17 protein-coding genes and 1 pseudogene are annotated in these 23,763 nt (G+C 48.8%); 10 read left to right on the forward strand and 8 right to left on the reverse strand.

Going from position 1 to position 23,763, the window contains the following annotated elements:
* Nucleotides 1-150: 150 nt before the first annotated feature.
* Nucleotides 151-1,299 carry a fatty acid desaturase gene (locus BZJ19_RS08460; protein WP_077675294.1) on the forward strand — a complete coding sequence of 383 codons (1,149 nt, stop codon included), beginning with the start codon at nt 151-153 and terminating at the stop codon, nt 1,297-1,299.
* Nucleotides 1,300-1,392: 93 nt separating this feature from the next.
* Here BZJ19_RS08460 and BZJ19_RS08465 read toward each other — a convergent pair whose 3' ends face one another.
* Entirely contained in the window at nt 1,393-2,367 is a 975-nt protein-coding gene (locus BZJ19_RS08465) for a CobW family GTP-binding protein (RefSeq protein WP_077675295.1), read from the reverse strand.
* A gap of 211 nt (nt 2,368-2,578) precedes the next feature.
* On the opposite strand from BZJ19_RS08465, the pseudogene BZJ19_RS08470 reads away from it, so the two are divergent.
* A pseudogene (locus BZJ19_RS08470) lies at nt 2,579-3,967 on the forward strand (TldD/PmbA family protein).
* Nucleotides 3,964-5,316, forward strand: a complete 1,353-nt coding sequence (locus BZJ19_RS08475) for a TldD/PmbA family protein (RefSeq protein WP_077675296.1) — start codon at nt 3,964-3,966, stop codon at nt 5,314-5,316. Before BZJ19_RS08470 ends, BZJ19_RS08475 begins: the two are co-directional and overlap by 4 nt.
* A 25-nt stretch (nt 5,317-5,341) precedes the next feature.
* Here BZJ19_RS08475 and BZJ19_RS08480 read toward each other — a convergent pair whose 3' ends face one another.
* A complete protein-coding gene (locus BZJ19_RS08480; RefSeq protein ID WP_077675297.1) occupies nt 5,342-6,247 on the reverse strand; it encodes an alpha/beta hydrolase in 906 nt (301 codons plus the stop codon).
* A 370-nt stretch (nt 6,248-6,617) separates the two neighbouring features.
* Between BZJ19_RS08480 and BZJ19_RS08485 the strand changes: the two genes are divergently transcribed.
* From BZJ19_RS08485 to BZJ19_RS08515, 7 genes are all read left to right on the forward strand, one after another.
* Nucleotides 6,618-8,009, forward strand: coding sequence for an L-cystine transporter (locus BZJ19_RS08485; protein ID WP_077675298.1), 1,392 nt, complete (start codon nt 6,618-6,620; stop codon nt 8,007-8,009).
* A 186-nt stretch (nt 8,010-8,195) separates the two neighbouring features.
* Complete coding sequence (locus BZJ19_RS08490; protein WP_077675299.1) at nt 8,196-8,759, forward strand: PhnA domain-containing protein; 564 nt, start codon at nt 8,196-8,198, stop codon at nt 8,757-8,759.
* 168 nt (nt 8,760-8,927) lie between these two features.
* Complete coding sequence (locus tag BZJ19_RS08495) at nt 8,928-9,380, forward strand: CC0125/CC1285 family lipoprotein (protein WP_077675300.1); 453 nt, start codon at nt 8,928-8,930, stop codon at nt 9,378-9,380.
* Nucleotides 9,381-9,518: 138 nt separating this feature from the next.
* Nucleotides 9,519-11,174 carry a LytS/YhcK type 5TM receptor domain-containing protein gene (locus BZJ19_RS08500; RefSeq protein ID WP_077675312.1) on the forward strand — a complete coding sequence of 552 codons (1,656 nt, stop codon included), beginning with the start codon at nt 9,519-9,521 and terminating at the stop codon, nt 11,172-11,174.
* Nucleotides 11,171-11,884, forward strand: coding sequence for a LytR/AlgR family response regulator transcription factor (locus BZJ19_RS08505; RefSeq protein WP_102136121.1), 714 nt, complete (start codon nt 11,171-11,173; stop codon nt 11,882-11,884). The genes BZJ19_RS08500 and BZJ19_RS08505 overlap by 4 nt, the downstream gene beginning before the upstream one ends.
* 131 nt (nt 11,885-12,015) lie before the next feature.
* Entirely contained in the window at nt 12,016-13,242 is a 1,227-nt protein-coding gene (locus BZJ19_RS08510; protein ID WP_077675302.1) for an OFA family MFS transporter, read from the forward strand.
* A gap of 271 nt (nt 13,243-13,513) precedes the next feature.
* A complete protein-coding gene (locus tag BZJ19_RS08515; protein WP_162274218.1) occupies nt 13,514-16,195 on the forward strand; it encodes an EAL domain-containing protein in 2,682 nt (893 codons plus the stop codon).
* A gap of 37 nt (nt 16,196-16,232) precedes the next feature.
* Here BZJ19_RS08515 and BZJ19_RS08520 read toward each other — a convergent pair whose 3' ends face one another.
* The 6 genes from BZJ19_RS08520 to BZJ19_RS08545 all read right to left on the reverse strand — a co-directional run.
* Nucleotides 16,233-16,967 carry a hypothetical protein gene (locus BZJ19_RS08520; protein ID WP_077675304.1) on the reverse strand — a complete coding sequence of 245 codons (735 nt, stop codon included), beginning with the start codon at nt 16,965-16,967 and terminating at the stop codon, nt 16,233-16,235.
* Between the two features lie 70 nt (nt 16,968-17,037).
* Nucleotides 17,038-17,772 (reverse strand): hypothetical protein, encoded by a 735-nt coding sequence (locus BZJ19_RS08525; protein ID WP_077675305.1) that lies wholly within the window; start codon nt 17,770-17,772, stop codon nt 17,038-17,040.
* 127 nt (nt 17,773-17,899) lie between these two features.
* On the reverse strand, nt 17,900-18,616 hold the full coding sequence (locus BZJ19_RS08530; RefSeq protein ID WP_102136122.1) for a hypothetical protein: 717 nt from the start codon (nt 18,614-18,616) through the stop codon (nt 17,900-17,902).
* On the reverse strand, nt 18,616-21,864 hold the full coding sequence (locus tag BZJ19_RS08535) for a T6SS effector BTH_I2691 family protein (RefSeq protein ID WP_077675307.1): 3,249 nt from the start codon (nt 21,862-21,864) through the stop codon (nt 18,616-18,618). The genes BZJ19_RS08530 and BZJ19_RS08535 overlap by 1 nt, the downstream gene beginning before the upstream one ends.
* On the reverse strand, nt 21,861-22,751 hold the full coding sequence (locus BZJ19_RS08540) for a DUF4123 domain-containing protein (protein ID WP_077675308.1): 891 nt from the start codon (nt 22,749-22,751) through the stop codon (nt 21,861-21,863). Before BZJ19_RS08540 ends, BZJ19_RS08535 begins: the two co-directional genes overlap by 4 nt.
* Nucleotides 22,751-23,763: type VI secretion system Vgr family protein (locus tag BZJ19_RS08545; RefSeq protein ID WP_167370406.1), on the reverse strand; the 1,013-nt coding region annotated here is incomplete at its 5' end. The genes BZJ19_RS08540 and BZJ19_RS08545, both read right to left, overlap by 1 nt.

Here is a 23,763-nt window from a genome sequence, read left to right on the forward strand (position 1 = left end):
AAAGCTAAGTATAGCTATCTCAACAAGTAACGGACGAAGGACAAAAACAGAAACAATTTTGTGACGACTCAGTGCGGGGAATGCTTGACCAAGCTGTAGCACGCATCTATTCTAGCGTACAAGTGTACGCTTAAATAAAGATAACGAGTTATGGATACCAAGGCTTCAACCTCTCCCCCTCAGAAACCACGCTTAATCTGGTTAAACATTAGCGTGTTTACCCTCACTTTTTTGATTGCCGCAATTGGTACGCCATTGTGGGCATGGCACCATGGTTTTGATTGGATGCAGATCACTGCGCTGATTGTCGCATTCAGCTTTTGTGGGCTGTCGATCACCGCCGGTTATCACCGGTTGTGGGCCCACAAAACCTATCAGGCCCATCCAGCTCTGCGCTTTATCTTCGCCATTGGTGGGGCATTTGCGCTGCAAAACAGCGCGCTTCATTGGTCGTCGGATCACCGCATTCACCATCGCCATGTCGATGACAACGATGTTGATCCTTACTCGGCCAAGCGCGGCTTTTGGTTCTCACACCTTGGTTGGATGCTGCGCGAATACCATCCCAACCGCTATGGCGATTACAGCAACTGCCGCGATCTGCAAAAAGATAAGATCGTGATGTGGCAACACAAGCACTACCTTGCGCTGACACTGGCAACCAACTTTGGCTTCCCTATCGCGTTTGGTTTGCTCCATGGCGATCTTTGGGGCGCGATTTTACTGGTCGGCTTTACTCGATTGGTGCTAAGCCACCACACCACCTTTTTCATTAACTCGTTGGCGCATGTGTGGGGCAGCCRGCCTTATACCGATAAAAACACCGCGCGGGATAATGGCGTGCTCGCCTTGATGACCTTTGGCGAGGGCTACCACAACTTCCACCATATTTTTGAGAACGACTACCGCAATGGCATTCGCTGGTGGCAATTTGATCCGACTAAATGGCTGATCAAAACCGCATCTTGGTTGGGTCTGGCGGAAAAACTGCGCGTGACCCCCGAAGAGAAGATTGAAAAAGCGCGTGCGACCATGCAATTGCAGCGCGTCACGCAACAGCTCAGTGACAAGCCACACGCATCGCATCGTCTGCAAATCCTGCAACAAGAGTATGATGCCTTGGTCGCCAAAATGGCGGACTACTACACGCTGAAAAAACATCTGTTAGCACTCGAGCGTGACAAACTGCGCGAAAAAGTCGAAAACGCCGAGCTAACCCAGCAATACAAAGATTTAAAGGTGCGTTTTCAGCAACAAAAACGCAGCTGGCAGGTGCTCACCGCCAAATATGCCAGCTAAACGCGACCCGTTTCAGCAAACAAAAAACCGGCCACTTGGGTCGGTTTTTTATCTGGCAAGGACGCGCCGCTGGCAAGGACCTGTTGATGCCAGTTAGTGGGAAGGAGTAACAAAAGAAAGCAGGATCGACTCCAGCTCATCCCAAGGCAAGGCGTCGGTATCGATCACTTCGATGCGCGACTCGGCCTGTTCAATCGACATAGGCGTCACAGTAACCACCTGACTAGCGACGTTAAACGCGTAAAAACCCTCGTCTGTATTGACCACCGCTTTAATCCGTTGAGCGTTGATGTTGCTCAATAGCCCGTACAAGGCATCAAACGGAAAACAACAGTGCGCGGCAAACAACCAACCGCAGCTGACATAGCCCTGCCCTTGGTTCTCTTTGCGGGTAAAGGTATCGTCCGGGCCCAGAGCTAATGTAGTCATGGGCTCGGCATCGTTGTGATGGTGATGATAGTGTGCTTGACGAGCGTGACGCGGTAACGCAAGCCATGCGGTCTCGAGCGCCCCTTGTTCAACACCGGTTACCAAGCTTTTCTCACCATCAAACGCGGTGACATAATCATAAAAGGTGGCGATTTGCTCCTCGCTACACTGGTCAAGCTTGTTTGCCACCACCACATCTGCGAGCGCGATTTGATCATGAAAGTTTTGATTTTCACGATAGCGCACATCATCAATACAACGCGGATCCACCAAAGTAATGGTCGCGCCCAGCGACAAGGTGGTATCGAAAGGCGGCTGAGTCAGCTTACCGATAATGTCTTTGGGATGACCGAGTCCCGTCGGTTCAATCAAAATCCGATCTGGCTTCTCGGCGAGCAAGGTATTTAGCCCCACCGTCATGGGTAGGCCGGCCACACAACACATGCATCCTCCCGGCACTTCCTTTACCAGCGCACCTTGTTCAGAGAGGATCGCGCCATCGACACCTACCTCGCCAAACTCGTTCACCAAGATAGCCCAACGCTCATGCTCGGGTTTATTCGCGAGTAAATAACGAATCGCCGTGGTTTTCCCCACGCCAAGAAACCCAGTAATAATGTTGGCTGCGATCTGACTCATGATTCTATCCGCTCGTTACTTGTATCGGCGTAGTGTAACGGATTGCGCCACACTCGTCGCCTTTTGGTCATGCACATTGAAAGTGTCCATTCGCAGCTCAGTGAATGACACAAAAAATGATGAAATATCATGCACTCACTGCAAGTGGTGATCATTACCAATAAAAGCTTGGTAGAATGAAAGGTCGCTAACACACTTCTTAGGAGGAAGTATGCTGAATCCATCAACGGCAAAGTCGGTGATTGACCATGCCCTGTTTTTAGGCGCGGATTTCGCCGAACTCTTTGTCGAACGCCATCACTAAGGCAACGTAGAGCTGTTGTCTGGTGAGGTGGATAAAGTGAGCTCAGGGATTGATTTTGGTATTGGTATCCGGTTGTTTTTCGGCCACAAAGTGCTTTATGGCTACACCAACAGCCGCGATGAAGAACAATTGAAAAAAGTCACCAGCTTGCTGTGTGCGCGTGATAAGCGCGATCAAATCGCCACCGCTGGGCCGCTCAATTTGTCCCATTTAAATGACAAACATCCGGTGTCTGAGCCGTTATCGGCAGATCAACATGTGGCCGATAAGGTGGCGTTCTTACGCCAAGTGGATGCGCGAATTCGTGCCGAGAGCGATAAGATCGCCCAAATTATTGGTCGTGTCGGTCAACGCGAGCAACAGGTCGAGATTTTTAACTCTCATGGCCTGCATGTCACAGATACCCGCCACTACACGCGTATTGCCGCTACAGCGGTCGCAACTAACGGTGAGGAACAGTCGACGGGCTTTGATGCTCCCGGTGCACTCACAGGCTGGGAATTCCATCAGGATATCGATCCGGTTGAGCTTGGCGAGCGTGTCGCACGACAAGCGCTGGTTAAACTCGGTGCCCAAGCTTGCCCATCGGGCGAAATGCCGGTGGTGATTGGCAACGGCTTTGGTGGGGTGATTTTCCACGAAGCCTGTGGCCACTTGTTAGAAACTACCTCGGTTGCTAAGCAAGCTTCCGTCTTCCATGACCAAATGGGCGAAATGATTGCAAGCCCTGTGGTGAGCGCGGTGGACGATGGCACCTTGGCGAATGCATGGGGCTCAATCAATATCGATGATGAAGGCATGGAAACCCAGCATACCCAGTTGATCAAAGACGGTAAGCTCACCTCCTTTATGGTCGATCACATGGGCAGCCTGAAAACCGGTTATGCGCGCACCGGCTCTGGCCGACGTGAGTCTTATAAATTCGCACCGACCTCGCGGATGCGAAACACCTTTATTGAGCCCGGCAACGACAGCTTAGACGCCATGATTGGCTCCATGGAGCGTGGCATCTACGCCAAGAAGATGGGGGGCGGCTCAGTACAGCCCGGCACTGGCGAGTTTAACTTTGCGGTCCAAGAAGCTTACTTGGTCGAAGACGGTAAGATCACTGTGCCACTCAAGTCTGCCACCTTAATCAGTACGGGGCCTAAGGTGCTTAAAGAAATCAGCATGGTCGGCAAAGATCTTGCCCTTGCCGCCGGTATGTGTGGCTCGGTGAGCGGCTCAGTCCCCACCACCGTGGGCCAACCTGCATTGAAAGTCGATAATATCCTAGTAGGAGGCGGTAACGCATGAGTGAGCAAATCATTAAAGCAACCCTAAGCGATACCGTCGATCAGGTCCTCAGCTTGGTGAAACAGCAAGGTGCTCAAGCAGACGTGATTGCCAACGCCAGCGAAAGCTTGTCACTCAAAGCCGACCAAGGCGATCTCTCCGAGCACAAAGTCACCGCCGGTCAAGTGATTGGTGTGCGAGTGATCAAAGGGGATCAAGTCGCCACCAGCTATTCAGAATCGCTAGATAGCGATAGTCTTGCCAGCATGGTGAACGCCGCACTCACCAACGCAAGCTTTACCAAGGCCGATCCGGATCAGCAAATTCGCGCTGAAGGGCAGCAAATTGATCAGCAAGATCCCAGCTTGCTGCAAGCAGATAACACGCCGATTGAAGACAAGATCGCGTTGGCGCTGGCCCTTGAGCAAGATGTGGTCAGCCAACCCCGCGCAACGGGGGCTCCCTACAATGGGTACAGTGAGCAAGCCCAATATCAGTTGCTTGCTAATACTCTAGGCACACGCTGCTATCACAGTGAGCGTAGCTTTAGCTGCTACACCGCAGCCCTGCTCAATCACGACGGTAAGCAAGCGATGCATCTCGGCGCCTCAGTGTCACGCCGCTTTGCTGATCTTGATCGCGCCCATGCAACTCAACTGGCCTACCAAACCGCTGACGCCTTGCTCGAGGGTGGCCCAGTGAAAACCGGTTCGTATCCGGTGATTTTTGAGCATGATTGTCTCAGTGAATTGCTGGGCGCCTTCGGCAGCTGCTTCTCCGGTGATGCCGCCAAGCGCGGAACCAACCCGTGGCGTGAAAAAGTCGACAAGCCCGTTGCAGATAGTGCTCTCACCATCACCGATGTGGCAAGACTTGATGGCGGGATGCGTATTAAAGCGTTTGATAGCGAAGGCTTTGCCACCGCCGACACGCCTTTGATTGAAAACGGCGTCTTAGTCGGCTTTTTACACAACAGCGCCACAGCACAGCATTTTGATGTTCCCCATACGGCGAACGCGGGCCGCAGTCCCAAGGGCGGTTTGGATGTCACCTCTCGTCATGATGTGATTGCCGCAGGTAAACACAGTGATGCAGACGTGCATGCGGGTGAATATCTTGAGCTAGTGTCACTGCAAGGTGTGCATTCAGGCGCGAATGCCATCAGTGGCGACTTCTCTTTCGGTGCAAGTGGGTTTGTTTGCCGAGATGGCAAACGCGTTCGTCCTGTTCGCGGGATAACGGTGGCGGGTAACTTCTATACCATGCTCAATGAGATAGATGCGATCGGCAATACCGTGTTACCCAACTATGATGGCGCCTTCTTTGCGCCACGCATCCGCTTCGCCCGCTTATCCATCGCGGGCGAATAACGGCGCATCTTCTAAAGGCATCGGTTTAGGCTGATGCCTTTTTATTCTCGGTTTGTGCTTCAACACTTTGTACCGCAGGATTCACCTTTGCCGCCAAGTCGGTAAATGCTTGCAAGGCGACGTCACTGGTAAGAATACGCCCATGCCCTAATCCTTCGGTAGCTAGCACAGTCACATGCGGGTAGTCAGTGGCTTTTTCGGTGACGGTAAAGGAAGCAAAACGGTCATTTTTATCGTGGGCAATCACCACCGGATGACGGCGACGCGACAATTTTTCGAGCGGCTCAATAGTCTCGATCGGATAACCATGTTGATCACCCACTTCTCGGACAATTTCATCAAAAAGCTTCAGTGAATACCCCGATTTTCGGACTGTGGCATATAAATTCTCGCGATAATTCAGTACCGGTGCGACCAAAAAGAGCGGTAAATCATCCATCTGCGGATGCTGGCTCTCTAGTACCGCGGCAGCGCCCATACTATGCGCAATGATCCCAGAGACATTATCAACTTGATCTAATACATCATTGATCGCCTGCACAAAGCCGGGAATATGGCTCTCCTCTCCACCGCTTTGACCATGAGCAGGATGGTCAAATGCCACCGCACGAAAGCCCAGTGACGCGATATGCGCCATGAGTGGAAAGAACTGGCTGGCAGACCCCGACCAGCCATGCGTGAGCAACCAAGTTGGCCCAGCGCCAAGGCTATACATTTGCAACACCCCTTCTTGGCTTTGTACTTGCGCACGCACCAAGCCTTCCGGTTCTGGGTTTGCCATTGGACTGCGGGTTGGAGTGAGAAAGAGCTTTCGTGCCACTTTTTTAGCATGACGAGGCGCCAAGCGATGATGACAACGGCTCACCGCTCCCACGAGCGCGCGTTTTGCGCTAAAACGACCCGGCGTTGAAAAATAGACTTTTCTGCTCATTTGCGATCCTTTACGTCAATAACACACCACTCCTAATGTTTGCTACACCAATCATCACGGCGTCTGGGGATTAACACACGTCGCCACCTTACCGGAAGCCTTGTCGTATTAATAGAACGAACACCCGTTTTAGAATAAGTTGACCTAATGCATACTTTCTATTGGACACTATACCATCAATAGTCGCGCAATCGTTGCGCCATATTCGATTTAGTTTTAACAAGTGCTTTTTTTATCTAATTGCACTGTGACATATGTCTTCATTATGTGCACCAGTCGGCATAAGATGCGAGGCAATATCGATCCATTAGCGACAYCCGCGGGATCTCACGCTCAAATTATTATAATTCTCTAGATTGGAACGCCGACTATGACAGTTATCCTTTTAAATCTGATCGCTTTTGCGCTGTTGCTGGCGGTGCTTGTCAAATTGCACAAGCAACAAAAATCCTTATCCACACGTGTGTTTACAGGCCTCGGCTTAGGGGTCGCATTTGGTGCTGCCCTACAAGCGCTATACGGCGCCGACGGTGCAATCACACGCGAAACCATTGGCTACATCAATATCGTCGGGGCCGGCTACGTCAGCCTGCTTAAAATGATCATCATACCGCTGATCACCGTGTCAATTATCGGCGCGATTTTAAAAGTGAAAGACTCTGGCTCGCTGGGCAAAATCTCTAGCCTGAACATCGGCATCTTGCTTGCCACGACCGCCGCCTCTGCGCTCATTGGTGTATTCGTGAGCAACCTGTTCGGTTTGTCTGCGCAAGACATCGTACAAGGGGCGCGTGAGATGGCTCGCGGTGCTGCTCTGGAGCAACGCTTGGGCTCAGTCGAAGACTTATCACTGGCGGATATGGTTATCTCTTTCTTCCCGCAAAACCCGTTTGCAGATCTCGCCGGCAGCCGCCCGACGTCAACCATCGCTGTGGTGATTTTCTCCGCACTCGTTGGTATGGCTGGTGTTACCTTGTCGCGTACTAAGCCTGAACTCGGCGAGCGTTTTGAACGCTTTATGGAAGTGGCACAAGAGCTTGTTCGCGCCTTGGTACGTATGATCATCGGCCTCACGCCTTATGGTATTTTGGCTCTAATGACCAAAGTGGTGGCTGGCTCAAACGTGAGCGAAATTCTTGAGCTGGCGAACTTTGTGGTTGCCTCTTATGTAGGCTTGGGTGCCATTCTGGTGATGCATCTGGTATTGATTGGCCTTGTCGGCATGAGCCCGATTCAATATCTGAAAAAAGTGCTCCCTGTACTGACGTTTGCCTTTACGTCTCGCTCAAGTGCGGCCACGATTCCCCTTAATATCGACTCGCAAATGAAGAACTTGGGCAATGATCCGGCCAGCGCCAACTTCTCCGCCTCATTCGGTGCCACCATGGGTCAAAATGGTTGTGCCGGCCTGTATCCAGCCATGCTAGCGGTCATGATTGCGCCAACCATTGGCATTAATCCACTCGACCCGGGCTTTATCGCTACCTTGGTTGCGATTGTCACTGTGAGCTCATTCGGCATTGCGGGTGTAGGCGGTGGCGCCACCTTTGCGGCACTGATCGTGCTCTCAGCATTGGATATGCCTGTTGCGCTTGCCGGCTTGCTCATTTCTATCGAACCCTTGATTGATATGGGCCGTACCGCTGTGAATGTGAGTGGCTCAATGACGGCCGGTACCCTCACCTCGCGTTTAACCGGTGGCCAAGATAAAAGTGTTTTCGATCACCATGAAGTGGTGAAGCAAGACACCGCTAACGCCTAACGTTACACAACCTTGATTGAGACAATGCCACGCGTTTGCGTGGCATTTTTGTTTTTGCGTTACTCGACATATATAGCCACTCTATTCACTGACTCAATCCCTTATAACTTGTAAGAATTTATGTCAGCGATTACACTCTGCCTCATTGTTAATGCAGGGACTTCCCTGCCCGTTGTGAGATAAAACATGAGTATTGAACAAACGCTTCAGGCACGCAGTGGCGGCCAATGTGAACTTTGCACCAGCCAAGACAACCTCTCTGTGTATGAAGTCCCGTACTCGCCAGACACCACAGCCAACAGCTGCGTATTGGTCTGTGGCACTTGTCATGATCAGCTTAACACCCCGGAAAACATGGACGTGAACCACTGGCGTTGTCTAAGCGACAGCATGTGGAGCCAAGAGCCTGCGGTTCAAGTGGTTGCCTATCGCCAACTTTCTCGTCTTTCTAGCGAAAGCTGGGCACAAGATAATCTCGACATGATGTACATGGAAGACGATGTCCGTAAGTGGGCAGAAACGGGGCAAGATATCGAAGACGTCAAAGTGCTGGACGCTAACGGCGTAGCACTACAAAAAGGCGACGACGTAACCGTGATTAAAGATTTGCCCGTTAAAGGCTCAAGCCAAGTGATCAAACAAGGCACCGTGATCCGCGGCATCAACTTGACCGACGATCCGACCCATGTACAGGGTAAAGTAAACGGCCAAACCATGTTTGTGATTGCGGAGTTCTGCCGCCGTAAGTAATCGACTTTCGCACCTGCCGAATTCGATAAGTGACATGCAAACCGACGCCATCAAGGCGTCGGTTTTTTTCGGCTGACAAACCGCTGACAGAGTCATACAAAATACCGCTAGTCGGTATGTGCCTCACGCACTATGATACGCGCCTTTCTCAGTCATCTTGGAGTTATTATGAAAACGCGCGGTTGGTTCTTCTTGTCCGTGTTGCTATTAGCCGGTTGTGCAACGCCTTACTCAACCGAGAAGAACTTTTGGTCATTCGGCATGGGCTTTGATGTGATAGCGGTGAGCCAAGACACGTGGCACATCAGTTTTGTGGGTAATGACTTTACCGACCGGGCCATTGCCCATAAATACGCCCTGCGCAAAGCCGCAGAGCTGGCACAAAACGCTGGCTATCCATACTTCACCTTAAGTGACGAGCAGCTACACGTTGACAATAAAGGCAGCCACGCCACATATAGCGAGCGTAAAGATAAGAAGTGGGATTACGGCTACGGCAATACCTCCACCACCAGCGAAACCACCATCATGGTAATTGCAAAAGGTTATCATCAAGCGCCTAAAACCGACGCTATGGTCTATCAAAGCGCCTTTATTTTACGCAGCGTGATGGTCGAATAGCGCGCGAAAGTGTGCACCATGATAAGGCACTTGTGTTATTTTCGCCTGCTTGTACACCATGATGCTTGCGCTAGGTCAGTATCGATGGCATGACGAAGGGTGTATACTGCCGCCTCTTTGATTATTGCCCGCTCGATTATGTACAACGACCAATTTTTAATGTTGCTGGCGGTGTTTGAACGCGCCGCTCTTCTTCTTATGGCGCTGTTTTGGCTCACTCGCACCCACCTGATCCAAACCATTGTGCAGAAAACCCAGCGCCACCCGATGGAAACGGCGCTGATTGCCGCCTTGTTTGTGTTGTTTGCATTGTTCAGCACCTACACAGGTGTCAATGTAGATGGATCACTGGTTAACGTGCGAATCATCGCCATCGTCGCTGGGGGCATATTGTTTGGCCCTTGGGTAGGTGTGACAGCAGGCGTTATCTCAGGTATTCACCGCTACCTGATTGATATTGATGGACCAACCTCACAAGCCTGTTTGATCGCCAGCATTATTGCTGGGTGCCTGTCTGCGCTGATCCATTATCGCGCTGATAAACGGCACTATGCCCGTTATGGCATTTTAGCGGGTATGATCTGTGAATCGTTGACCATGTTGCTGATTCTGTTACTGGCGAGTGATCAAGCTCTGGCACAGCACATCGTCGCGACCATTAGCTTTCCGATGATTGCGGGTACCGTCTGTATTGGCCTGATCATTCAACTGGTACAGTACATCGATGATGAAAAAGAACACCTCGCCGCCCAGCAAGCCAAACAGGCGCTGGATATCGCCAACCGTACTTTGCCTTACTTTCGACGCGGTGAAACGCGAGGCTTAACCAAAGCGTGCAGTATTATTCGTAAAGACACCGGTGCCGATGCGGTTGCCATTACCGATACCGCTGATGTGTTGGCGTATGTTGGCATTGGTGAGGAGCAATATATTGATGCCCACCACCAGATTAGTCGCCTTACTCAGCAAGCGGTAAAAACCGGTGAACAAATCATCAGCAATGATCTCAACGTGCATGACTTTCGCTCTTTGTTGATCATTCCGCTTTGGGAAAATGGCGTCGTCACCGGGACTTTAAAGGTTTTTTATCGTCAACCTCACCGTATTCGTCGCCCGATGCAAGAAATGGCAATTGGTTTATCGCAATTGATTTCAACCCAGATGGAAGTGGCGCGTATACAAAAGCTCAAAGAAATGGCCAGTAAAGCCGAATTTGCCGCGCTACAAAGTAAAATTAACCCACATTTTTTGTTCAACGCTCTCAACGCGATCTCCAGCTTGATCCGGTTGCGTCCGGATGACGCCCGTGGCTTGATTGCCAATCTAGCCGACTTTATGCGTTACAATTTAGAGCGCACACAAGATCTCATCCCTATTACAGATGCTATCAAGCAAGTCAAAGATTATGTGGCAATAGAGCAGGCTCGTTTTGGTGACAAACTTTCCGTTCACTTTGATATTGAAACGACCGACATTAATATTGCGCCTTTACTGATACAACCGCTGGTAGAAAACGCCATTCGCCACGGTTTTCAACCTTCTCGCCGTCCTTGTGATGTCACCATTGCAGTGCGGGCGATTGAACGCGGCGCAGAAATTAGCATTACAGATACCGGCGTGGGCATCGACCCTAATATCGTTGAACAGCTTTATCATGGCACCATCGACAGCCATCATATTGGCTTGATGAACGTTCATCAGCGCTTGATCTTACTTTATGGTCAAGGCCTCACCGTCGAGCCACTTCACCCAGGAACGCGGGTATCATTTACAGTCGAAAACAAGGAGGCATAATGCGCGCTGTCATTGTTGAAGACGAATATCTGGCTCAAGAAGAGTTGCGATACCTCATTGAAAAGCACAGTGCTATTACTATCACAGAGAGCTTTGATGATGGGTTAGCGGCGCTTAAATATCTGCAGACCCATAAAGTGGATGTGCTGTTTTTAGATATCAACATCCCCTCCATTGATGGCATGCTACTGGCGCGCAGTTTACACGCGGATGCGCGTCCGCCCTTTGTGATTTTTACCACCGCGTACAAAGAGCATGCGGCAGATGCATTTGAGCTTGAGGCATTCGATTACTTGCTTAAGCCGCTCAATGAAACGCGCGTGAAAGGCGTGCTCGACAAGCTGGCTATCGCGGCTACCCCTGCTGATCCCTTGACAGAGCAACGCCATACCTTGCATTTAATGCGCGATAACCGGATCCGTATTACCGATACCGCCGACATTCTTTACGCTGCGGCCAACGAAAAGACCACCTTGGTCTATACCCCAGATGGCGAGTTCTATGTACCTTACACCATCAGTGAATTGATGACACAATTGCCAGCCAACTTTTTCCGTTGCCACCGCTCTTACTGCGTTAACTTAGATAAAATCACCGAAATTGCACCGGGCTTAAACAGTACTTACCACGTTTTTCTTCCCGGTATTCCTCATCCCGTGCTGGTTAGTCGCAGCAATCTGAAGGCGTTTCGCGAGCGAATGCAGTTGTAATTCATGCCATCTCGCTGCAGTTCATGCCCGCTAACTGCAGCTCATTTTATCTTTTTCACCTACTCTTGATGTGGGGATTCAGGGTCGTATCTTGGGGGTGTTCCCAATAGATAAAACCCTGGAGCGTTACCATGAACGCACGTTTATCCCCCGGCATGAAAACCCTGCTTGGCACTGTATTAGCCCAATTTGCACTTGGCTCTGTCTATACATGGAGCCTGTTTAATGCTCCCCTTGCAGCCCAACTTAATGAGCCTGTCAGCCAAGTGGCTTTCACTTTTGGTATTATGACACTGGCACTGGCGTTAGCGTCTTCCGTTTCCGGCCATCTGCAAGCACGCTTTGGTGTGCGCCGTGTAACTATCGGCGCAGGCTTATTGCTTGGCGCCAGCCTCGCGCTAACCTCTGTCGTCGGCCAACTATGGCTACTTTATCTTACCGCCGGCCTTCTGATTGGCTTGGCTGACGGTACTGGCTACCTCATGACGCTCTCCAATTGCGTACGCTTTTTTCCAAAAAACAAAGGGCTTGCCTCAGCTTGTGCCATTGGCGCTTATGGGTTAGGCAGCTTAGGTTTTAAATACATCAATCTATACTTTTTAGCCGCAGGCGGTGCAGCACTCAGCTTTCAAATGTGGGCGGTTCTGGCCTGTGTCATGGTCGTGATTGGCGGCGCACTGATGCACGATGCACCACAGCAAAAAGCAGCTACAAACGCGTCTGAGACCGATGCACCTGCCGATTACACGCTCTCTGAGTGTTTTAAAACGCCACAATTTTGGCTGCTTGCCACGGTATTCGTCACGATTTGTATGAGTGGGCTTTATGTCATTGGCGTCGCTAAAGATGTGGGTGAACTCTATGTCCACCTTGATGCTGCCACCGCTGCGGAAGCCGTTGCCATTATCGCACTGGCAAATCTAGGCGGCCGTCTAGTGCTGGGTGTGCTGTCTGACCGCATGGCGCGCAGCAAAGTGGTTGGCTTAGCGCTGTTAGTCTGCGCCGCCGGTGTCGGCATGCTCCGCTTTATGCCACTTGACCAATACAGTTTCTATCTATCAGTTGCTTGTGTCGCATTCAGCTTTGGTGGCGCAATTACGGTCTTCCCAACCTTAGTCAGCGACTATTTTGGTATGAATCACCTCAGCCAGAACTACGGATTTATTTATCTTGGCTTTGGTGTGGGCAGCTTTATGGGCTCTGTCATTGCTGCGCTATTTGGTGGCTTTGTCGCCGCGTTCAGTGTCATGCTAGTGATGATCGCGCTCTCGCTATGCATTGCCTTTACTATCCAAGCGCCGAAACGTGATAACCAACAGGTCAATCACAGCTGGCAGCTTGAATCGTCAACCCATTAAGCGCTTGCCATCTCGGCACGTTACCTCGCTCTGAACGCTTTCCGTGATTCAGGGCGAGGTATTTAGCTCCAATCATCATTCTTATCTCCCCACGACTTTCCCTTATTCACATAAGACTAAAATGTGACAGCGTCACTACCAAGTGATCATTTACACTGTAAAGTATCAGAGTGTGGCCGATATCTCCTTGCTTTATTGATCATTCCTTAACCCTTGCCTATTTTCAATGGACGGCAGATCGCCACTCCTCGCTTTTATATTAGGTTTTTGCATGGCACGTACGTTGTTTGTCACCCTACACAGCAAAGCCGCACTGATTTTCCTTCTCGGTATTGTTGGGATCATCTTTAGCAGCTTATTAGTGACTCGCTATTTCTTTTTGTTTGGTATTAACCATTTAGAAGACATAGAGATAACCCGTGCCAACCAGCAGGCAAAAGCCGTTATCCAACGCGTGATTGATAATCAAGTTGAGTACGCCGTCGATTGGGCCTATTGGGATGACACCTATACGCTACTCACCAACGGAAATACACAATATGCCAGCCGCAATCTCGAGGCCGATACACTGATTTCACTCGGGTTGAGTATGATGGGTTTTGCTGATTTAAACGGTCGCGTGGTAGAGGCACGGGTGCTCAATAACGATGATGAACGTGAGTTTATCCAACGCATTTATCAATCAGCCGCTATCCGTGAGCATATTTCGCAATCGCTGCCTGATGATGCCCTGACGCCACTTTCCGGCCTGTTAGAGATAGATCATCGCCTTTGGGTGATCAGTCTCAACCCCATTCGTGATAGCTCAGGCACAGCACCAGCGGTAGGTTGGATGGTATGGGGCCAAGCGCTAACCGGACGTTTCCCATCAGCCTATGAGAACATCCTTACCGGCGACAACAGCCTGCTTGAAGGTGCAATTCTGAAACAAATTGAAACCAGCGAGCATATTGTTCGCACCGACACCAAGCTGACTCGCTACACTCCTTTGTACGACTTAAATAATCAGATTATTGCGACTCTGAAAACCACCGAACAGCGGCGTTACTATCAAAAAGGTAGGCAAGTATTCCAGTACTTGATCATAACAATGCTCGCTATCACATCACTGATCGGCGTACTCGTTTTTATACTCTATCGCCGGAAAGTCGCGAAACAGTTTATTTCCTTTGAGCGCGATGTCAGTGCCCTCCTAGGCGACGGCCCGTTACCGCACAAACGCAAAGACACATTCACCCATATTACCGAGCAAATTAAGGCGCTAGCACACGCGTCATTAAAAACAGAACGCCAACTCAAGGAAACGCTGTCGCGCTTCGATGCCTTGTACCACAGCCAGCACTTGGGAATGATTATCTTAATGGATGATCAAATTATCGATGTCAATCAAGCGCTATTGGATTTATTGGGTTACGAACGAGAACAAATTACCAGTTTATCCATTCGTGAACTCTGCCGTAACGATGAGAGCACACTCGCGCGTCTTACCTCCCTCTATCACCAAAGCTCCCGCGATGTGACTCACTTTGAGACGGCCCTGCGCTGCTATAAAGGAAACACCCTGCCTTGTGCTATTGAGGCAGTCAGGCTCGATGACGGAGAAAACAGCTCGCTGATGCTTTCCGTGAAAGACATTAGCCAACAAAAACAACAAGCAGAGCTGATTGAAACCTTATCACACTATGACACCCTATCTGGCTTACTCAATCGCCCATCAACAACAGAAGCGTTGAACGCGGCATTGGCGAACCAAACGGGCGTGTTCGCACTTTACTTTATTGCCACACGGCTGAGAGAGATCTACGAGATTTATGGTCATCATGCCTATGACAGCATGGTGAAACACATTGCCGATACCCTAAAAGGACAGTTTGTTGGTGCCACCATAGGCCGATTGAGCGAAAACGAGTTCATTGTCTTTACCGACAAAAGCAATGAGCGTGACCTTGAGGCTCATGCCTGTCTTGCCCTCAAAGCCAGTGATAACCATATTGCACTGACCGATGCCGAGTTTGATATTGGCTTGAAAGGCGCACTGATCGGCCCACATCTGCAGTTTCAGCACTTTGAAACCTTGGTACACTGCGGTTTTTACGCTATCGAACAAGCACGTACCGGCAGTAAATACCGCGTGGAGATTGTTGACGAACATATCGCACAGGCAGCGCAAGAAACCTTGGTGATCAACCGTAACCTTGTCTCTGCGTTAAAAAATAATGAGTTCACCGCCTACTTCCAACCCATTGTCAACGCCACATCCAACCAAGTGATTGGCTTTGAAGCACTGGCACGATGGCATCACCCCTCACTCGGCTTAGTCTCACCAGGCGTTTTTGTTCCTTTGGCAGAAAAACACAAATTAATCATTGAGTTAGATGAGGTTGTTCTCGAAAAAGCTTGCGCATTCTTACAACAACTACAGCAACATTGGCGTAAAAAATCACAACATCGTCTGACGATCCACGTGAACCTTTCCAGTCCCCACTTTGGCGCGAGACGATTAGTGGATAACCTAAAACGCTTGATCAATCGCTATCAGCTTGCCCCGGGGCAACTGGTACTCGAAGTAACAGAAAGCATTCTACTGGGTGCCGATAAAGAAACCATCAAACGAATGCATGCGTTAAAAGCATTAGGCGTACAACTGGCTCTCGATGACTTTGGAACCGGCTACTCGTCATTCAGTTCTTTATGCAATTTCCCGTTAGATATTGTCAAACTTGATAAATCTTACATGAGCGAAATTGAAACCAATGATAAAGCCAAAACCTTGGTCCGCAGTATCATCAACATGGCGCAAGAGTTGGGAATGACCACAGTGGCAGAAGGCGTCGAAACCGCCTCTCAATTACGCATTGTGAATGTTTGGCGCGTCGATGAAATTCAAGGATTTTATTTCTTCAAACCCATGAGTGCAGAGCAAGCATTAAACACCTTTGGTGAAAATGGTTAATTGTAAAAGAGAGAATAAGCCCGACATAAAAGCTATACTACTCGGCCACTTTCTCTTCTTCTTGCTGATAAACAGGGTGTTTATATTGGTCCTTCAACCTTTTTATCTTAACAAACTCGATACCAGGAAAAAGTGAACGCAATGTAGAAAGTAGTTCTTGCTTTTGGTCGATTGTCATGGTGGATATATCGCCACCGTAAGCATGCACATCCTGCTCTGCAGCTTCGAATGACAGTACCGCATCGTTCTCTAAATCAAACACAACCGTACGCTCAGAAATCAATATGCAATACTTATCAATCTTAGGGCTAAAATTCGTCATCCCAAACGACATCAACGCAAACCCACCAGCCCCAACAAACGCAAGAGGACCAAGTATAAACACGGCAATAATACAGACCACGATTCCCACCCATGCAAACCCACGCACCACCTGATAGGCAACATCGGGGATCATGTCTTTTTCTGTGTAATGAATACCCAGAGATGTTAAGTGATAACAGCGATGTTTATCAGGCGTAAATAGGTATCTTGTTATCAACGTCATCATCGTCATGAACGCAAAAACCATCCAAAAAAAGGGTCTATCTACTGTAAAACCATCAAGTACCAACCATAAAAAAACAAATATTGAATAGTTAACAAATATCGCGACTACCCAGCGCCATAGGTATTCGTATTTTCCTCCCCATCCTTTATGCTCCCAATAGTGGACGGTTTCCGCCTCATAGAGTCTCTTTTTAACAGGATCTATATTTTCTCTATCACTCATTTTTAAACTCTCACTTCAATAGTGAGTATCATTCCCTCTCCCGAATTGAAGTGAGTTATTGAACGCTATATTATTCAGCCGCTTTCTCTTCTTCTTGCTGATAAACAGGGTGTTTATATTTATCTTTCAACCTTTTTATCTTAACAAACTCGATACAAGGAAAAAGTGAGCGTAATGTAGAAAGTAGTTCTTGCTTTTGGTCGAGTGTCGTGGTGAATATATTCCCACCATAAGCATGCACATCCTGCTCTGCAGCTTCAAGTGACAGCACCCCATCATTCTCTAAGTCAAACACAACCGTACGCTCAGAAATCAAGATATAAGAGTGATTTACATTAGGACGAAAATTCGTCATTCCAAACGGCATTAGCGCAAAACCACCTGCTCCAATAAACGCAAGAGGACCGAGCACAAACACGGCAATAATACAGACTACGATCCCCACCCACGCAAAACCACGCACTACCTGATAAGCAACATCAGGGATCATGTCTTTTTCTATGTAATGAATACCGAGACTGGTTAATTGATAACAACGATGTTTATCGGGTAGAAACAAGTATCTTGATGCAAAAACCATCAGTGTCAAAAAACCACTTAAGACCCAAAAAGCAAATGAGTCGACAGTCAACTTCTCGATCACTGACCAAAGAAACAAAAGAAATGATGCTCCCGCAAATATCGACAGTCCCCATTTAACCATATTTTCGTGTTTCAGGCCCGCACCCATAGATTCCCAAGAATAAATCACTTGAGCAGCGTAAAGCTGCTCCTTGAGGGGCTCTATGTTTTCTCCATTACTCATTTTTCAGCTCTTACTTCAACCGTTCGCCCCAGCAATTTTAAGATACATTGATATGAATAGAGCATCACCCATAAATAACATGACATGACATTATAAAACCAATGTTTCTCTTTGATATCCAAATATACTAGTCCTGAATGAAGATTGGATGTTTAAACATGTCATTCATTTTAGCCATTTCCACATACTCGATATCTTTTCTAATGTTTTTAATCAAGGATACAACCGCATCTTTTTCTTCCAAAGAAGAGAAGTAAAAGTTTCGACTACTGCAGTATTCAGTGGGGATATTACTATCAATGCGTAATATGCTATCGTTTATCGGACTAAATAATATGGGTCTATCCGAAAAGAATACCTCATGCTTTTCCGTCGTTGGCTTAAAATTCGTCATTCCAAACGACATCAGAGCAAAACCACCAGCCCCAACAAACGCAAGAGGACCAAGCACAAACACGGCAATAACACAAACCACGATACCCACCCACGCAAAACCACGCACTACCTGATAAGCAACATCGGGGATCATGTCTTTTTCTGTGTAATGAATACCGAGACTGGTTAAGTGATAACAGCGATGTTTATCGGGTAGAAACAAGTATCTCGATGCAAAAATCATCAGTGTCAAAAAACCACTTAATCCCCAAAAAGCAAATGAGTCGACAGTCAATTTCTCGAGCACTGACCAAAGAAACAAAAGAAATGATGTTCCAGCAAATATCGACAGTCCCCACTTAACCATATTCTCGTGTTTCAGGCCCACACCCATAGATTCCCAAGAATAAATCACCTGAGCAGCGTAAAGCTGCCCCTCGAGGAGTTCTGTGTTTTTTCCATTACTCATTATTCAATTCTCACTTCAATGGTACGCTTGGCAAGTTCTTTATCTTTCGGTGCTGGGTTTACGGTTAGGTCACCTTGATGGTTGCCTATAGCTACATAGCCCAGCGTCTTATTCTCTGATGCTTGCCAAGCAAACGGCATACTAACGAGTACGGCCACCGTATCGTCGGTGGTACCCCCTAAATCTAATCGATAGATTAGGCTACCAGATACTTTGTCTTTGCTCCATGTCCCACACAGTTCATTGACTAACACTGCAGATTTCGGCTCAGCAACACGGTAGTGGTAGTTTTTGTCTTTAGGCTTGCGGGTGACTTGTAAACCAATTTTTGTATCCCGAGTAAACGCAGGCAGGGTTAATTCTAATTGCCACTGTGCTGTGCCAGCGTCCATCCATTGTGAAGGTCGCCGACTTGGGATAACATTTAGTCGAATTTGAGGTTTATGAATAACTTGGTCCAAACGCTTCAGCTCTTCAAGGTACTCCCACTGGCTAGGCTGTTTCCCCCAAGTAGAGTGAAGCAACCATTTTTCTATCTCTGAGCGTTTAAAAACATTGATGACTACAATAGCTATCAAATAAGCGATACCCGCAACCATTAGCGCACTCAACATCCAAGTTGCAATAATGGAACCGATACTGGTGGACAGTATACCTAATCGGCTAAATACGTTTGCGCCTAGTTGGATAAAAAATACGAGCGCCTGAGCTGTCGTAGATATGCCTTTTAGGACATACCCCAGAGTTTCCATCGGCACGTTGCTTGAATCTAATACCTTTTCACCGCTATCCAACGTTTCTAGCCCCGAGGCTAATAAGCCAAATAACGACACCATCGCAGTGGTTTTAGCAAAGATTTTTAGGCTTTGTCTTACCTCATAAGAGTGAGTACTACTCTTTAACGCAACCTTCATAGGTTCCGAGAGAAGAGACTGTCTGGTCATAATCTTTTCCCATGCAGCATCTCGCCAAACCGCCGAGATCGCCGACACCGCATAAGCGGTCGAGTAGGTGGCTTCTCTTAGTGCTGGGTTTGCCCACAAGCTCGTCTCTGGATGCTGCTCGGCTTTATAACGAATATTATGTAAGACTGATGCGCTATTCCAAATATTGAGGATCGCAACAATGCCTCCCATTTTACCGAGCTTATTCCACGATGTTTGAGCAGCTTGTGTGCCTTTTTGCCAGATGCGCTCAATGGCTTGATTGAGCATTTTTTTCGCTGCATCATTCACCGCTTGATACTTCACCGTGACCATTTGAGGTAACTCACTACTCAATAGCTTCTGCAGCCTCTGCTGAGCTGCATGCATGGTTTGAATCTGATGATTTTTAGGTATCGGTTGCCCGACCGGAGGTTTGCTAATGCGTGTAATTATCGCGACTTCGGCATTCACCTTTCGCTGCCATGCCGAAACTTGCGCCGGATAGTCTGGGTTGTGTGCAACAATCGCTTCTGGATTAACGATTGCCTCCAATATCACTAGCCGTAAATTACTGATCATGCCTGCAGGGCTATTCGTGGTATTCATTTGGCTAGGAAATAACAGGTTGGTTATCGCTCGCCACGTCTGTTCCGCCGCGCCTGATACCGCATGCTGCAACGCAGCAAAGCTTTTTTTCACAGGCTCTGCAAGCGATTTAAACCATTCCTTCTCTTGGATACGAACATCGCCCGTGAATCCGTCATAGTTAGCAATCGCACTAAACAGTGCCAACATATCTCCCGGTTTATCTAAGCCGATAAAATGATGCTCAATCTTCTGCACTTCATCATTCAGTGCTTGCCAATTGTCTTTTGAGAATCCCACTGACGCCAGCGCCAAGAGATTATCAGGCTGATCAAAGTCCAGAACTTTATTCAGTTCAGCCTGTGCTTCCTCATTGTTTATCGCGTGTTTTACGCCAACCAAATATTGACTCACTAAGCTCAGCAGATACACCAAATGATCCGTGTCTTGATTGTCTGCACCCATAATGGCGGGTTCGGTGCTTAATTGTTTAAGGCCATGCATAAAATCTTTGTAGCGAGTGGCGATCCGCGCATCAAGGCCTTGTAATTGGTTGTAATGGTCCGAGAGAAATGCCTCTAGCGCATCCCAATCCACTTCATCGCTGAACATAGACCAACGCTGTTTTTGCTCTTCAGTGAGTTGGTAATCGTATTGTTCCTCAAGAAGCGCCCCTTTATTTAACGCCTCTTCTTGCAGTGGCGTCATCGGCACAGTTGCGACATTGGGGTTACTTTCTAACGCAGCTCGCTCTTGGTCAGCAAGCCGTTGTGTCGCAAGATAGTCAATAACATGGCGCTCGAATGCCAACTCTCTGATGGGGTCACCCTTCACTGAGCTGGGTACTTCGTCTTGCTCCAATTTCACGCCTGCTAGCATTCGCGTCAGCTCAGCCATTTGGAGCTTATGAATGTTCTCTTCGTCTTTTAAAATAACACTCTGTCGCGCTACTTCTTGAGATAAAGGCAAGAACAAATCAGACACATCAGCCAACCTATCATCCAGCGCCACAAAAAAGCCTTCATTGGGTTTATCCAAGTCCACCTTGTAGTCAGTGACAGTGCTACCTAGCTTTTGTGCAACGTGCTGGTGTTGTTGATCGTCTTGATCATCGGTTTCTAGATCATCGACTTCATCAAGCGGTGTACAGGTACTTGCAAATAGCCCAGCCGGTGCAGAGTCCTCGCCAATATCAATCACACTTTGCCCGAGTTGCTTTAAACTGCCGGTGTGTGGATGCGCCATATTCTCGCGATAATAATCAAGATCGAGTTCTCGCATCCACGCACTGCGTAGCTGACCCTTTTCTTGCATCAGCGTTTTTAAGCGCGCCGTCCAGCGTAGATGCGAAAACGCAAGATAGACCGTGTGTTTAACCGGATAGTTTAAGCGGCTTGATGCTTCTCCATCGCTGTCATCGTCCAGCTTTTTAATGAGTTTGGTACCAGACACTTGGTATTCATCGAGACGCTCCGCGTCTTGGTCGTAGACATACAGCCAACCGTCCCTTAGTTGACGCAATGTGCGCTGGCTATACTCGGCCTCAAGCCACGCTTCACCTTGCCATTTTTTTGGTAAAGCAAATATTGGTGTGTAATCGTCTTGATCATAGCCATTGTCGAACGCATAACGCACAGGAACAAAACCAACGCTGCCACCTTTTAAAGGACACGGTCCGGTTGGGTCGCGACTATCTTGATTGTTGGCACATTTGGCCGCTGAGATTGGGTCACTCATAGCTGCTCCTGCTGGTTCGATAAGTGAGACTCGGCTTGTTCTGATTCATGTTTTGCCAATAAGGCCGCTTGCTCGATGCGCTGAGAGGGCGTCAGTGCCGATGGATTGAGAACAAGATTGCTTATATCGGGATGCACAGATGCATCAAGCGCTTGCTCACCCACAAAACCTAACACATTGAAAAATTGCGTGAGGTCTTGCCCGGTATGAAATCCTTGCTGATAGGCAGTGTCTGCCCACGTCTGTACCCATTGGTCAGGATCTGACTGAGAAGTAAGACGCTCAGGAAAGTAAGTTTGCATATGTTGCTTAAGGCTTTGTATTTGATTTCGCCAAACCACGGTACCAAGCGCGCTCCATTGAGGGTCGGAGAGCTGATAGGGCAACGAGACTGATTTGGCCGACTCAGGGGCATGATAAACCTGCCAACCTTCACGCGTTGGCAGCCAAAGTGCAGACATTAAGGACCAAAAACCACCAAAATCATTAGATAGCAACGCATCAATGCATTCACTGTGCGCCAGCTTTAAGAACACCTTACTGCCATAGGGTGACAGCACTTGAATGAAATCCCGTAACTGATGTGCTACGTCAAGCCCAGGGTGTGAAGACGCGAATACATATCCTGCAGTGGGTTGATTGAGGGTCGTAAACCATGCCCACACTGCGTCGGTCAATCGTACAACAAAGGGAGAAACCGCGAGCAGCTGGTCATAAGGCGGTTGCGTATAGACAGGCATAATGTCTAACTCTCCTTCTAACCCATATAGTTGCTGCGCAAGGTCTTCAATTTGTCCGCCATCGACCAACAAATACAAACGATGACCCTCTTGCGGCTGCATGTCAGGGACGCTATCGAAAAGATTGCTATGCGCCAAGATAGTCATCACTTCTCGCACTCCTCACATAAAGGAGATTGCCCCTTTAGTGCTTCTACTTGACGTTGAGGCGACAATGATGACGTATCGTCTGTTCTCGGCGCCCACGATGGCGTCGGTGCCCCTTGCTGTGTTTCTGATGTGGTCATTACATCAACCGCTTGGATATCGGGGAGTGGCGCGGCTTCGGGATCTGCTAAGGCGTCGATGGTTTTTGGACGCTTGGCCATTTGGCCATTAAAGCCTGGGCCACTGCCTGCACTGCCGCCTGAGTTTAGGTTCACTGAGGCACCAGAAGCATGCACGCCAGCCGCGTCCACTTTCACAAAGCTACCGCCGGCACTTAAGGTAACTTCTGCACCGGCTTCGATCACTAGTTTGGCGCCCGTTTTTAGGTGAATGTCACTCCCTGCATCTACAGCATGAACCTTACCGACTTTATAGTGCTCACTGGCTTTGACGAGGTTGGAGTGGTTGCCACCAATACGGGTGCGACTCTCACCCTCCACGGTATGATGCGCATTGCCCATCACACGATGAAATTGGTCGTTGTGTATCTGATGGTGATTGTCATGACCTATCTCGGTCACGCGGTCGTTTTCTACCTCGGTGTGCCAGTCTTTTTGCGCGTGTAAATACACTTGCTCACTGCCCGATTGGTCTTCGAACGTGAGTTCGTTGTAGCCCTCGCCTTGGTGGCTTTCACTGCGCCAAACCGTCTTGGTTTTGTGTGCCGGCAAGGTATAAGGCGGCACATTGGTCGCATGATACGTGCGGCCGGTGATAATCGGTTGGTCCGGGTCACCGTGTAAGAAGGACACAATCACTTCATGGCCAATGCGGGGTATGGCCATCATGCCGTATTGGCTACCCGCCCAGCCTTGAGCAACACGAATCCAGCAGCTGCTTTTGTCATCGCCATTGGAATAACGGTCCCACGGGAAGTGGACTTTCACCCGTCCGTGTTCATCACAAAAGATTTCTTCGCCGTCCGGTCCCACCACGGTGCCTATCATAGGAC

It is taken from the genome of Salinivibrio proteolyticus (assembly GCF_001996165.1).
GTDB lineage: Bacteria > Pseudomonadota > Gammaproteobacteria > Enterobacterales > Vibrionaceae > Salinivibrio > Salinivibrio proteolyticus.